Genomic DNA, 13,898 nt, shown 5'->3' on the forward strand with positions numbered 1-13,898 from the left:
ATCCTTTCCCTTTAGTTCTAAGTTTTCAGCCATGTAATCGAATGTAGGGGCTATAAAGTATGGTTGGAAATGCCCCGAATTTTAATGGGCGATGCAGTTGTTTATTATTTGCTTAAATCTGCTGGGTTCAATAGTTGTAAAAAAGGGAGACTGACGTCTCCCAAAGGCTAGCTTTCGCTTGTTTTATTATCTGTTACTTGAACCTAAGCTTGGAGCTTAATTCTTAGTGACAGATACCACAGCTTTGTCTACATTGTCGTCAAGCTCGTGAATGGCATTCAAGGTGAAGGTGTAGCTGCCCGCTTCCGTTACGCTCAATTGGCAATTGCCACCTGTGCCAATATCGATTGACCCGCTTGCAAGCTCTACAGAATCGCAACCAAAGTTAGGTGTTTTCCAATCAGCATCTGCAAACTTGAAGCCATAGTTACCTGCTTCCAAATTGCCTGTTACAGAATAAACCCCATTAGCAACAAAGCTCATCGCCCAATCATCAACAGGGTTCCAACCATTCATATCACCACGCACGTACACGGTTGTTTGACCGTACGGAGGAATGCTAGATACATCCTTGTCTGAGTTATCAACCGGCAAACCAGCGCCTTGAGCACCGTTTTGTGCTTGTACAAACACAGCTGTCGTTAGTGCCGGAACTGTGAATGATTCATTAGCAAAGCTTGCACCTTTTACTGTGTCGTCAGCCGAGTTTTGTTGAACGTCATGAAGTGTAAAGCCGGTTGCTCCTGTGATTTTGAATGATTGAGATTTATTAGTTGAGTTTACAACTGCCACAATCGCATCATTTGCAGGGTCAAGATCGTCGCCCGCAGACACGCCATCATCGATCGACATGACAATCAGGCCTTCGACTTGATCTTCGCCAACGTTACGGAAGTCGACACGCTTCATAACTTCGTCAGCTGTATCTAAGCGGAACAGTTCGCTTGAGCTACGGATCTTTAATAGCTCTAGGAATTGCTGCTTAGTCAGCTCAATGTCGTCTGAGTCTGGTTTAGCCGCGCTGTCAGCAATGATTGTTTTGATCAGATCCCAGTTGGCACCATCTTTATCTTCACGAGGTAAGCCAACATTCCAGTTGTTGTCCGTCCCATCAAACATGACGCGGTTGTACCAGTCACCAGAATCGTAAGAATCGCGCTGCATAGACTTAGATCGTAGCAGTTCAGAACCCATATGGATGAATGGTATGCCTTGGCCTAGCATCACGGTAGAAAGCGATACAGACTGCATACGCGCACGCTCTGCAGAGCTAGTACCAGTGGCGATCTTGTAAGCGTTGTTATCCCAAAGTGTTTGGTTATCGTGTTTGGAAACGTAAGAGATGTTCTCGGAAGGCATCTTGGTGTAACCAGCTGGCGCGCCGTTGTAATCAACGTTTTTACCCAGTTTGGTATCGCCTTTGTAATCAATCAGTACGTATTCTGCGAGGTTACCTGCCATACCTAAACGAACAAGGTCTTGGTTATGTAAACGACCATTGATCGAATCTTGATCAACTTTGGTTTCTTCGTTGGCAATCGCTGCGTTACCAAAGCCCTGGTTAAAGCGAAGTGGGTGGTTCCCTTCTGAGTCGACACCACCATCGAATGGGCTACCACCACGAACGGCGTCACGCAAACGGTCTGAGAAGGTACCGATTTCTGTACCTGCCATCTTGATTTGGTTTGCTTGATCGAAGCGGGCGTTGTTGGCGACTTCACCAAAGTCCCAGCCTTCCCCGTAGAACAGAGTATTCGGGTCGATTTTGCGCACTTCTTCCAATGCTTCGACCATTACATCTTTTGGCTGGTGGCCCATCAAGTCAAAACGGAAACCATCCACTTTGTAGTCGTCAGCCCACACCTTAAGTGAGTCGACCATCAATTTACCCATCATCAGGTTTTCGGTCGCAGTGTTGTCACAACAAGTCGAGTTTTCTACGCCACCAGTGTTGACGTTAAGACGGTGGTAGTACCCAGGGACAATCTTATCCAGTACCGACTTATCGTTCACACCAGACGCATTGGTGTGGTTGTATACCACGTCCATGATCAGCTTAAGATCCATGTCGTGCGTAGCTTTGACCATCTGACGGAATTCGAGAATACGTTGAGAACCATTAGGATCGGTCGCGTAACTTCCCTCAGGCACTGTGTAATGGAATGGGTCGTAGCCCCAGTTGAAGCTATCAAGCATACGAAGGTCATTCATTAATGCTTGTGCGTCACCCGTTGAAGGGTCATAACCATCGAGTACGTCTTCGATGACTTTGTTTTCGTCTTCGCTTCCACATAAGGTAGCTGTCGGTTTTACATCACACAGTTTTCCTACGGTGTCGGTGATATCAACACGGCTCGCGGCATCTTCATCGACGGTAGCGATATCAAATGCTGGTAAGATATGCAGCGTAGTTAAACCTGCTTCTTGGAGAGCTTGTAGGTGTTTGACCGACTCACGATCGGCTTCTGTAAGAGCGAGGTACTTGCCATTTAGGCTAGCTGTGCCGAGCTTATCGCTAAAGCTAAAGTCACGTAGGTGTGATTCGTAAAGTACGTGGTCTTCGTCTTTTTCTACGGTTGGTCGTTGGTAGTTGTCCCAGTTCGCTGGTTTCAAGGTTGAATCATTTAGGTCAATCACTTGAGAGTATGCCGAATTCTTCGATAAGCTGAGAGAATATGGGTCTGTCACTAGGCGAGTCTCAATGTTGCCTGTGGTTGGGTGGTAAACCTTCACTTGGTAGCGATAGTAACTGTTGACAGCGTTAGGTACCGCGTCAGTCGCCCAAATACCCGTCTCAGTGCTTTCTGTCATTGGAAAAACTTGTGAGCTTTTCAGGTCTTCGCTGTAAAGAACTAGCTCTACATCTTGCGCGGTTGGTGCCCAAAGCTTGAAGGTCGCCGCACTGCCTTCAACAATCGCGCCGAGTTCTTCAGCCATTGCATTACCAGCATCTTCGCTAGCAAATACCGCATCAAGCACACCAGGTTTTTGAACCTCAGTTGAAGAGATAACATCGCCATTGGCATTGTAGGCAACAAAAATTATCTGAGATTTTAAAATAGTGCGAAGTGTGCTGTCGTCAACATCGATAGCTAGGGCAGGTAAGCTTGCAAGGTGTCGGAAACGCTCTTTCAATTCAGAAGATAGTTCTCCGTCTTTGCTTAGTTCAATTGCAGTTCCACCGACAATCTCTTTGTCATCGTTCATTGTGATGCTGTTGTCTAGTGCATAGAAAAGCTTCACAGAGTCTGCATTGCTAGCCGCTTCCCAACCAATTGTGGTTGCATCTAGCCAGTGTGCTTTTTGACCATCAATATAGACTGGTCGCTCTGAAATAGGGTCGTAGTACAACTCGCTGCTGCCATGGAAACCAAATACGCCTTGTGAATCGCCAAGCTTAGTTAACTCGACTTTTGAGTTCGCACTGCCAAATGCTTTCTCATCACCATTGTGCAAGATGAAGTTCATGCATTTGTGTGGGTCAGAGGCATCTGGGTCAACTTTCAACACATAATAGGCACCGTAAGTATCGCTGATACCATCGTATTCGTAAGGGCTGTTCCAATCGGTTCCGGTTTCACTCAACCCCATGCCGACTAAGTCTGTGCTGGTACAGCCTTCACCATTCCAAAGGTGAAGCCCCCAACCGTCGTAAGTTGAGCCAGATGAGCTGGCAGCGGCAACATCGCGTTTGTAGTAAATAACGACTTCGTTTTCAGCAGCAGGGTATAAACCACTGTTGCCAGGGGCTGTACCGTTGTCGCTATCATTATCACTACCACAACCCGCGATCAAAGTAGCGGTGAAGAGCGGTAACATTGCTTTGGCCAATGTAGAGCGTTTGAAGCTCTTCTTTTTGGTATTGTTGAAGGTATTTCGTAGAGAGATAATTTTATTAATATTTATGTTGTTCACGTTTTGATATCCATATTTCACTTTTTATGAAGATGAATATCCTAGCTTTAACCAAGGTCAACTATTTGTGATGGCAATGTATAAAGTTATTTTAAATTCGTAAATATAGGAAACCTAGTGTCAATATCACGCTTTGTATTTGGTTATTGTTAAATTAATTGGATCAATGACTCATTTGCATAATATCAATAATGTAAGGCGTAGAGGCTAGGCGTAGTTAATAAGGATGAGAGCTCATCCTTATTATTGTGAGTAATATATCGAATTGAGAGAGTGTTAATTTAATATGGAAATTAAGTTATTTATCAATTAGCTAAAAGCGAGCTGTTCGGTAATTTATATTGATAGGTATATCATCCATTTAAGGATAACACCCAAGCCAAGACGCCAGCGGTTTCAATTCAATATTAAAACTGCCAACACTGTTCTCAATGTCGAGCACTTGTTGCGCTATGCCTTCAATATATTCATTGAGTATGTAACGACCATCAACTAATTTGAGTTTTTGGATTACATCACTTGGAATCTTTAAGTGAATATTTTCAGTGGTATGTTGGCTGAAATTAGCTGCAACAATGGTTAGCTCTTGGTGGTCAGAGCGCAGAAATGCGTAGACTGAATCACTTAAGTTACAGCACTGGTGTAAGTCTTGGTAATCACCTGTTATCGATGAGTGCTCTAGCGAAAAGTTCATTACCTTTTGATAGAAGTGACGCAGCTGCTTTTCGTTTTCGTCTAATAGCCCGCCATCGAATGCGCCGTGGTTCATCCACTTTTGGTGTTGTGGGACTCCGATGTAGTCAAATATGGAAGTTCGTGAGGGCTGTCCAAAGCCTGCATTCTCCGCGCCCGGTTCGCCGACTTCTTGCCCAAAGTAGATCATGGTTGGAGAACTACTCAATAACGCGCTGACTAGCATTGCAGGCTTCGCTATATTTGGGTCACCTACAAATTCAGGAGACGCGATGCGTTGTTCATCATGGTTATCCAAGAAGTGCAGCATGTGATGTTCAATATCCATCATTTGATGTTGGATTTTGGGGATGATAGCCGTGGAAGTATTGCCTAGCATGATGTCTTTTAGACCGTCGTACAGATCTACTTTGTCATAGAGGTAGTCCATTTTGCCTAAGTGGATATAGTCGCGATATAAGTCCGGTTGGTACACCTCAGCCATTAAAAAGGCATCTTGGTTTTTCATCTTTATAGATGAATTAAGGTAGCTCCAAAATTCGACTGGAACCATCTCAGCCATATCGTAGCGAAACCCATCAACACCTTTATTCAACCAAAACAAGGCGATATCTCGGAATTTAGCCCAAGAGTTAGGCACATAAACAGATTCCCAGAAACGGAAATGATCCATGTAATTGCGTTGAGCATAGTCACTCGGTAGTTCAGGGAAGTCTTTTGAACCGTCTGGTCGCATGCCATAATTGATTTTCACCGTTTCATACCAATCATCGAAACTAGGCTTGGCTAAACGTGAGCCGTTACCTGTCCATTTGGCGGGCGTCTCTATAAACGGGGAGTTTAGGTTGGGATGCTGTTCACCACCTAGCGGCGTAAAGGCGGGCTCTATGTCTGGCAATTCAAAGGTGCTGTTGGGAATGTAGTAGAAGTTATTGTCTTTGTGGTATTCCAGCGTTGTGTCATCTTGAGCGCCGAAGTCACTGACACCTTCTGGGTTGTTTAAGCCTTTATAATGACGCGCAACGTGATTCGGTACGATATCGATAATCACTTTTAAACCATTGTCGTGACTTCTTTTGATTAGTGCCTCGAACTCCTCTAGTCGGCATTCAGGGTTGTCTGCGAGATCTGGGTTTACGGAATAGTAGTCTTTGACGGCATATGGTGATCCCGCACGGCCTTTTACCACGCTAGGGTGATCGTCTGAAATACCAAGGTGCTTGTAGTCATTGATGAGCGCATGATGTGGCACTCCGGTATACCAAATATGAGTCATACCGAGTTTGCGGATTTCAGACAGCGCTTTGTCGGTAAAATCACTGAACTTACCGACGCCATTTTGCTCGATTGTGCCCCATGGAACATGTTGGGTGTTTTTATTGCCAAATAAACGCGTAAAAACTTGGTAGATGGCGTACTTTTGGTTGTACATATTTATAATTCCTTTAACTTCCATCATGTTATGTAGGGATGAAAGGGCTTGTTTATTCTTTGCAGGCTAACCGAATTACAATATGCCTTACTCATCCTTATCAAAATCTACAGGGCGTAATTGCTACAGTATGTGAGCTGTTGCTCAAAAGGAGTCATGTTGTCTTCATCTATTCAAATCGTTATCACTTATTTGGTTCTGGTGGCGGTGTCTGTGTTGTTTGCGGAAAGTTCTAAAGCGCTGTTGGTGTGGTATTTGGTTATCGGTTTCGTGACGTTTTTTGTGTACGCGAAGGACAAGCGAGCAGCGATCAATGGCAATTGGCGTGTGCCAGAGAAAACTCTGCATATTTTTTCTGTTGCTGGTGGCTGGCTAGGGGCGTTGATTGCTCAAGATAAGCTGCGTCATAAAACGCAGAAGCAGCCGTTCAGAGCCATATATTGGGTGACAGTGGCAGTGAATGTTGCGGCGTTTGTGTGGACGTTAACGCCGAGCGGGCAGACGATGTTTGGTCGTTGGCTTAGTGAACTTGTGGGTTATTTATAAAGAGAATAACGGTTAGCACAGGAGTACCAACCGTTAAAATACAGAAGTTATTCGACTAGAGCATCGGAATGATCGATGCTAGAAGCAAGCCTGCCATACCGTAGTTGAAGCTTTTGATACGGACTGGTGTTGTTAACCAGTGTTGCAGTTGTTTACCTGCCGCTGTCCAGAATGTCACGGATGGTAAGTTGGCGAGCGTGAAGATACCTGCGATGATCGCAAGCTCCCACCATGAACTGCCGCTGCTATAGACTGAAATTGCCGTCAGCGCCATCGACCAACCTTTCGGGTTCACCCACTGAAAACTTGCCGCGCCGATGAAGGTCATTGGCTTATAAGCCTCGGTGCTTTTGGCTTTGCCGCTCAATGCTATCTTAATTGCAAGGTACACGAGGTAAGCAAGGCTTAGGTATTTCAAGATTTGGTGAGTAACCGGATAAGCGTTGAAAATGCCCATTAAACCGAAGCCAACTAGCAGCAACATGGCTGCAAACCCTAGAGCAATGCCAAGCATGTGCGGAATAGTACGGGCAAAGCCAACATTTGCTCCTGATGTCATGAGCATGATGTTATTTGGACCTGGTGTGAAGGTCGAGACGAACGCAAACAAGGCAAGTGCGCTAAGTTGTTCTAAAGGCATTATGGTTCTCCAGCAAAAAATGAACGAAGTGACTGACCGGTCATGACTTTCACGTGTTGAGAAACATAGTAGGTGGAAAGTGAGGCAATTATGTGCTTTTATTTCCTCTATTATCACTAAATGCACAATAATAAGTACTTATGGATAGATTTGACGAAAGGATATTGCAAGAGCTTAAATTGGACGGCAGAATCTCCAACATTGAGCTTTCAGAACGGATTGGCTTGTCGGCTTCTGCGACCTTAAGGCGCGTCCAGGATCTTGAGCGTAAAGGTATCATTCAAGGTTACCGTGCGGTTCTGGATAATGGGCTGATGGGGGTAGGTTTTATTGCTTATGTTTCGATTGGTTTATCAAGCCACAGCAAAGCGGCTCAGCTGGAGTTTGAACAGCACGTCAGTATGGAAAAAGAGGTGGTGGAGTGTCACAACATTACCGGTGCCAACGAGTACTTGCTAAGGGTAGAAACCAAAGACCTACCGGGCTATAAGAAGTTTCATGCCGATGTGCTTGGGGAATGTGCTCAGGTGAAATCTATTACGACTATGGTTGTGATGGACACCCCTAAAGACGAACGCTAGTCGAGTTTTATTTCAGGAGAGGCGCAGTGCCAAATACCAATCAGTTGTTATTGTTCTTAGATGTGGTTCAACAAGGGTCGTTTACCAAAGCGGCAACCTTGCACGATATGGACAACTCATCACTCTCTAAACAGATCAAAAAGCTCGAGCAAGATTTAGGTGTTCAGCTGCTTAACCGCTCTACACGCTCGTTTTCGTTGACGTCGGCCGGGGAAGATATTCTCGCACAAACCTATGTGCTGAAAGACACTATCAATCAGATCCAAGGAATTGCAGATTCATACCAGTCTGAACCCAAAGGTGTGCTACGAATTACTTCACCGATCTATTTTGGGCAGCAATATTTGCAACCTATCATCACTCAGTTCATGAGAAAGTACCCAGATGTTCAGATCGTACTTTCACTAGACGATAAGATCGCCAATATCATTGCAGGGCAGTTTGATATCGCGTTTCGCTTCAGTAAGCTTGTTGAATCGAATTTGATTGCGAAGAAGATTGCCGACAGTAATTTCATGTTGGTCGCGTCAAACGATTTTGTGAAGGAGCACGGTGAACCGAAAACGCCACAAGATCTACTCGCTCTACCTGCGGTGATTTATACCAATGGTGATATGACGGTCGACCATCTGCGCATTAGTGAAGAGCCGGGAGGTAATACCTTCCAGAGCCTAACGATTCGTGGCAACTATAAGGTGAGTGATGTTCGCACCATGGTCTCTTGCGTAAAAGATGGCTTAGGCTATGGCTTCCTTGACCAATCAAACCTGTATGCCTCAATGAAAGATCTGGGCTTGGTTACGTTGCTTCCAGATTACCCGATTTCAACGATTGATACTGCAATCTACGCTGTGTATCCGCACCGTAAACAGACCAAGCTGGTCAAAGAGTTTATTACTACAGTTCAAGATTATATTGGCTCTCCGACCATTTGGGAGAAGATGCAGCAAGGTTGAGTAGGAAAGCCTAGGTGTCCCACCTCAACATTCTAGCTGTATATCTGCCTTGCCATCCAAAGATGGGCAAGGCAGATATATGATATAGACCCACTAAATCAGTTACGAACCGTAATGCTTCGGTAAGCAACGTCAGTCAGGTAATCATTTAGTCGATGAGATGCTAATACCGCTTCTTCTGCATCGGTATGGCTTACAGCTCTGAGTACTGCTGCATGAAGTGAAGAAGCTTGCGTTAAATCGGATGTTTGATTTTTGTAAGCAAACCAAAAGCGGCGTGATAAACCTTGTAGGGGAGCCATAGCCAACTCTAGGTATTCGTTGCTTGCAGCTTTTACCAACACAACATGAATTTCTTTGAGAAGCTCTGCGTATTTTAAATCATCTTCGTTTTGCGCGCACATTTCGAGCTCCGATGCTAACTGCATCATCTGCTGCTTTTCATCAATGGTTGCCCTTGCTGCGGCATAACGAACACAAAGCGCTTCAATATCACGCCTAACCTCTAAGATCTTCAACTGACTTTCGATTGAAATCGGTGGGATCTGAATACCACGTCTTGGGTGTATTTCCGCCATTCTTTCATAAGACAAACGTTGCAATGCTTCCCTTACTGGTGTTCTGCCTACCCCAAGGCTTTCTGCTAACTGTTTTTCACTCACCATGCTTCCCGGCTCAAGCTCACGAAAGATGATCATTTTTTCTAATTGGTGATAAGCAACTTCAGTCTTATTTACGGGATTGATCGTCATGTCCTTTTTATTCCCTCGTTAAATTGTTTAGTGAGCAATCTCACGATAAGCATAATATCGATTGTAACATAAAAAACTTAAGCATATATTAAAACCACACATCTGATATATCAGATGAACATCAGTAATCTATTAGCGAGTTTACATATGAAAGATTGGCAAATTATTCGTCGTTTTGAAGAGCTTCCAGACCTCCCAGTATTAGCAGAAGTGGACGTATTAGTGATCGGTGGCGGAGCCGCTGGTGTTGCAGCTGCCGAAACCGCAGGCACTTCCGGGCAAGATACATGGCTCATTGAAAAGTATGGCTTTTGTGGTGGTGCAGCTGTAGCCGGCCTTTCCGGCACTATTTGCGGAATGTATATGGCGAGTGATATTGAAAATGCTCAGCCTGAACAAGTTGTGTTTGGTTTTACTGAGCGTTTTCGTTCTGAACTCGCCAAACGTGGTGGTGTAACAGGGCCTCAACGTTACGGCAAAACATTTACAGTTACTCACGATCCATTGATTTGGCGTGAAGTAGCAGATGACCTTTTAGAGCAAGCGAATGTCACTACGTTATTTCATACCGCTGTAACTGGTGTGATTATGGATGAAGAGACCTTTAAAGGCGTAGTGATTGAGTCTAACGCTGGACAAAGCATCATCTTGGCCAAAATGATTGTTGATGCATCTGGTGATGCTGCGCTGATTGCTCGGGCTGGTATGGATTACTATTTTGGCGATAGAGGTCGCATTCAAAACCCGACGATGTTCTTCCGTGTTGCAGATGTGGATATGAACAAATATCTCGACTATTACGGGGAAGACACTATCTGCCCACCCAAAGTGACAGAGAATATTATATCTGCCAATGCGAGTGGGAAGTTTGACCTACCTAGGAATAAGATCTGGATTTTCCCAACCACACGCCCGAATGAGTTGATGGTGAACGCTACGCGGTTGGCTGGCCAAGATGGGCGCATGCTAAATGTGATTGACCCTAAAGATTTTACTGAAGCAGAAGTTTTTGGTCGCCGCCAAGTACGTGAATACACCAAATTCTTGAATAAATTCGTGCCTGGTTGTGAACGTGCTTACGTTGTTGATACCGGGGTTGAAGTTGGAATTCGACAAACCCGTTCTATTGTTGGCGTCGAAATGCTGACTAATGACGATGTAGTGAACTGCCGTAAGCGCAGTGATGGAATTTGTCGAACGCCATGGCCTATTGAACTGCACTCAGGGGACAAGCCCAAGCTTCATTGGCTCCTCGATGATTACTATGACGTGCCTTACAACACTCTCGTACCTGTTGTGGGCGAGAATATTATTGTAGCGGGACGCTGTTTGAGTGCTGAGCACGAAGCCTTAGCTTCTGCTCGAGTCACCGCTCAATGTTTTGAGTATGGGCATGCCGCGGGGATCGCAGTAGTGAAAGCCATTACCGAAAATAAACGTATCCGAGACCTAAAAGGTCAAGATATTCGCAGTGTCATGATCAACAACGGCAGTGCACTTTAAGGAGAATAATAATGAAAAATACTGTGATCAAGAGAGTTGAGCTGTACGCTGTTGCTGACCGTGATGCCCCGCCTATTCCTTGGGCGGATAATCAAGAACCCCTACTGTACACCAATAATATTGTTCGAATTATTTGTAACGACGGTACAGAAGGAGTCGGCGCAACCATTAGTTATACCGAAAATGATTTTGACCGCTGCATCGTGGAAGCAATGCGCACTATCGTTCCAGGCTTGATAGGTAAGAACCCGTTGATGACAGAAGAGCTGAATACCTGGTTACAAGCTCGTTGTTCATGGGGCGGTCTGCCAGCTAAATCACCTATTGATATCGCAGCTTGGGACATCAAAGCAAAAAAAGCCAATATGCCTCTGTATATGCTATTGGGTGGGGCGCGTCATAAAATTCGTTCTTATGCTTCTTCACCTATGTTCGATAGCGTTGAAGAGTATTACCCATACATTGATGATTGTATTGAACACGGATTCACCGCAATCAAGCTTCATTGTTACTGCGTCTATGAGAAAGACGTCAAGCTAGTTAACGCGATTCAAGAGCGCTACGGTAATAGCGATATTCGCTTTATGCTTGATACGGCAACGTTCTATACACCTGCTGAAGCAATGAAAATGGCGAAGCTAATGGACGGTTATAATTGGGAATGGCTAGAAGCGCCAGTTTCTGATTATGACTACAAAACTTACCAACGCTTGGTTGATAAAACTGATTTGGAAATATCTAGCCATGGTAACTGCCTACTGACACTTCAAGAAGTAACGTACGCACTGGGCAATGGATTTTGGTCGGATGTTCGCCAAGATGCAACGGTTTGTGGTGGTATTACACAATTGAATAAGTGTTTCGCAATAGCAGAAGGCCATTCAAAAAATCTAGAAATTCAAAGCATGGGTTATACCATCACACAAGCGGCGAACTTACATGTCGCACTTGCCCACCATAATTGCAAGTTCTTTGAACAGTTCTACCCATATGAAAGCTTTGAATTAGCTTCTCATACTCAAATCCGTACAGATAAAGAAGGCTTTGTCCACGCTCCAGAGGGCAACGGCCTTGGGGTTGATATGGATTGGGACGCAGTTAAAGAAGCTTCCATTCTAAGTTACGTGTTCGAATAAATTCACGAAATACAAAAATTAAAACAATAACGAACCCTACAATCACTTACGCAGCGTTCGGGCGTAAGTGTTCACACAACATTATGGATAAGAATAATGAAAGGACTAGAACGAACTAACCTCGACCAAATGGCCATTGCGGTCTCTTTGGTTATCGTTGCTGCAGTATCACTCTTTTTTTTAAGTGATACAGAAAATGCGATTAGTATTGCAAACAATATATTTACCCTGATTGCTTATAACTTTGGAACCCCCATTCTTTGGTATGCCTTTGGACTAGTGATCATCGCCGCTTTTTTCATATGCTCAAAATACGGCTACATTCGTATGGGCAATGAGAAGCCGGAGTTTTCCACTTTTGCCTATATCACCATGATGGCACTGGCTGGCGTAGGTTCTGGAACAGTATATTGGGCATTTTTAGAGTGGTCTTACTACATAAAAACGCCACCTTTCAATATTGCAGCAGACTCTATCGAAGCCACCGAATGGGCTGTAACTTATAGCTTGCATCACTGGGGAATTACCGCTTGGGCAATTTATGCCATCACGGCGATCCCTGTCATGTACTCATTTTATATCCGAAAAAACAATTCATTGAAAATCAGCGACATTGTGAGGTCGATGATTAAAAATCCAACGCTTGCCAAAGTAATCGGTCGAGTGATTGACATTACTTACCCTATTGCAATCGTGTTTGGTTTGATCATCGTTTTAGCGTTAGGGGTGCCAATTATTTCTGCTGCTGTATCGCTACTGTTTGGCATTGAAAATACCTTGATTTTGAAACTGTCGATGGTAGCGGTTGTTGCCTTACTACTGACGTTGAGCTCATTTTTAGGCATTGAGAAAGGGATGCAAAAAATCAGCAGCTTTGGTACCTATTTTGTCGTTGGCTTAGCAATCTACTTACTTGTTTTTGGGCCTACTCAGTTTATTTTAGAAAACACCAGTTCTTCTATCGCGATCTGGGCACAGAACTTCATCAAGATGAGCTTATACACAGACGCCATTCAGCAATCGAAATTCCCTCAATCTTGGACTGCTTATTTCTGGGCATACTGGATGATTTTCATTCCCTTGATGTGTGTGTTTGTAACTAAGGTTTCGAAAGGTCGTACTATCCGCGAAGTTATTGTTTGCATGATAGGTGGCGGGACGGCAGGCATTGCTGCACTCTTCTCGATTGTTGGATCATTCATGATGAAAACGCAATTGGATGGTAAAGTTGAAATCAGCAAAATGGTGGCAGAAGGTAATGCAAGCCAAGCGATTGTTAACTCGTTAAATACTTTACCAATGTCATCGCTTATCTTGGTGGTATTTATCATCTCGACGTTCTTATTGTTGGTCACGACAATGGATGGCAGTGTGTTTACGGTTTCTTGTAATACTCAAAAGAAATTGGATGAGCACGCTAATCCATCAATCCCACTAAAAATATTTTGGTGTTTGATTATTGTCGCTATTCCTGCGGTGTTCATCAGTGTCGATGCGCCAGTTTCTTCGATGCAGTCAGCGATCTTGATTTTTGCTCTACCAATACTACTCTTGACTAGCTTTATGCTGATGAAAATGTTCGGCTATATGCGTGAGGATTATGGTCACTTAAGTGCAGAAGAAATCAAGGCAATGCATATTATTAATAATGAAGTTGCCGTGATTGAGGCTCCTGAAGAGATCGAATCACAACCTGTGACTAACTAATATTAGTTGTAAAAAATAAGGTTCATCGCGGCTTTCC

9 protein-coding genes and 1 pseudogene are annotated in these 13,898 nt (G+C 44.2%); 6 read left to right on the forward strand and 4 right to left on the reverse strand.

Annotated elements, in window-relative coordinates; genetic code table 11:
- Positions 1-216: 216 nt before the first annotated feature.
- Complete coding sequence (pulA, locus tag AB4249_RS21185) at positions 217-3,915, reverse strand: pullulanase-type alpha-1,6-glucosidase (protein WP_372104676.1); 3,699 nt, start codon at positions 3,913-3,915, stop codon at positions 217-219.
- Positions 3,916-4,268: 353 nt separating this feature from the next.
- Positions 4,269-6,040 (reverse strand): annotated as a pseudogene (locus tag AB4249_RS21190) (alpha-amylase family glycosyl hydrolase).
- 156 nt (positions 6,041-6,196) lie between these two features.
- Here AB4249_RS21190 and AB4249_RS21195 point away from each other — a divergent pair.
- Entirely contained in the window at positions 6,197-6,586 is a 390-nt protein-coding gene (locus AB4249_RS21195; RefSeq protein ID WP_017064222.1) for a DUF1294 domain-containing protein, read from the forward strand.
- A gap of 55 nt (positions 6,587-6,641) precedes the next feature.
- Here AB4249_RS21195 and AB4249_RS21200 read toward each other — a convergent pair whose 3' ends face one another.
- Complete coding sequence (locus AB4249_RS21200; RefSeq protein ID WP_229648076.1) at positions 6,642-7,226, reverse strand: LysE family translocator; 585 nt, start codon at positions 7,224-7,226, stop codon at positions 6,642-6,644.
- A 140-nt stretch (positions 7,227-7,366) separates the two neighbouring features.
- Here AB4249_RS21200 and AB4249_RS21205 point away from each other — a divergent pair, with 140 nt between their 5' ends.
- The gene (locus AB4249_RS21205) at positions 7,367-7,807 is read left to right on the forward strand and encodes an Lrp/AsnC family transcriptional regulator (protein ID WP_065583777.1); all 441 of its coding nucleotides are present in this window, start codon (positions 7,367-7,369) and stop codon (positions 7,805-7,807) included.
- Between the two features lie 26 nt (positions 7,808-7,833).
- On the forward strand, positions 7,834-8,763 hold the full coding sequence (locus AB4249_RS21210; protein ID WP_229648075.1) for a LysR family transcriptional regulator: 930 nt from the start codon (positions 7,834-7,836) through the stop codon (positions 8,761-8,763).
- Positions 8,764-8,861: 98 nt separating this feature from the next.
- Here the strand turns inward: AB4249_RS21210 and AB4249_RS21215 are convergent, their stop codons facing one another.
- On the reverse strand, positions 8,862-9,515 hold the full coding sequence (locus tag AB4249_RS21215; protein WP_102566433.1) for a GntR family transcriptional regulator: 654 nt from the start codon (positions 9,513-9,515) through the stop codon (positions 8,862-8,864).
- Positions 9,516-9,662: 147 nt separating this feature from the next.
- Between AB4249_RS21215 and AB4249_RS21220 the strand changes: the two genes are divergently transcribed.
- The 3 genes from AB4249_RS21220 to AB4249_RS21230 all read left to right on the forward strand — a co-directional run bounded on the left by AB4249_RS21220 (position 9,663) and on the right by AB4249_RS21230 (position 13,861).
- On the forward strand, positions 9,663-11,018 hold the full coding sequence (locus AB4249_RS21220; protein ID WP_102566434.1) for an FAD-dependent oxidoreductase: 1,356 nt from the start codon (positions 9,663-9,665) through the stop codon (positions 11,016-11,018).
- Positions 11,019-11,029: 11 nt separating this feature from the next.
- Entirely contained in the window at positions 11,030-12,154 is a 1,125-nt protein-coding gene (locus AB4249_RS21225; protein WP_102566435.1) for a mandelate racemase/muconate lactonizing enzyme family protein, read from the forward strand.
- A 96-nt stretch (positions 12,155-12,250) separates the two neighbouring features.
- Entirely contained in the window at positions 12,251-13,861 is a 1,611-nt protein-coding gene (locus AB4249_RS21230) for a BCCT family transporter (protein ID WP_102566436.1), read from the forward strand.
- The last annotated feature ends 37 nt before the right edge of the window (positions 13,862-13,898 follow it).

Source organism: Vibrio sp. 10N.261.55.F4 (genome assembly GCF_041470465.1).
Classification (GTDB): Bacteria; Pseudomonadota; Gammaproteobacteria; order Enterobacterales; family Vibrionaceae; genus Vibrio; species Vibrio crassostreae_C.

Coding starts and splice junctions, on each gene's coding strand:
- AB4249_RS21225 (WP_102566435.1), top strand. CDS start 11,030: ATGAAAAATACTGTGATCAAGAGAGTTGAGCTGTACGCTGTTGCTGAC.
- AB4249_RS21205 (WP_065583777.1), top strand. CDS start 7,367: ATGGATAGATTTGACGAAAGGATATTGCAAGAGCTTAAATTGGACGGC.
- AB4249_RS21220 (WP_102566434.1), top strand. CDS start 9,663: ATGAAAGATTGGCAAATTATTCGTCGTTTTGAAGAGCTTCCAGACCTC.
- AB4249_RS21230 (WP_102566436.1), top strand. CDS start 12,251: ATGAAAGGACTAGAACGAACTAACCTCGACCAAATGGCCATTGCGGTC.
- AB4249_RS21200 (WP_229648076.1), bottom strand. CDS start 7,226: ATGCCTTTAGAACAACTTAGCGCACTTGCCTTGTTTGCGTTCGTCTCG.
- AB4249_RS21215 (WP_102566433.1), bottom strand. CDS start 9,515: ATGACGATCAATCCCGTAAATAAGACTGAAGTTGCTTATCACCAATTA.
- AB4249_RS21195 (WP_017064222.1), top strand. CDS start 6,197: ATGTTGTCTTCATCTATTCAAATCGTTATCACTTATTTGGTTCTGGTG.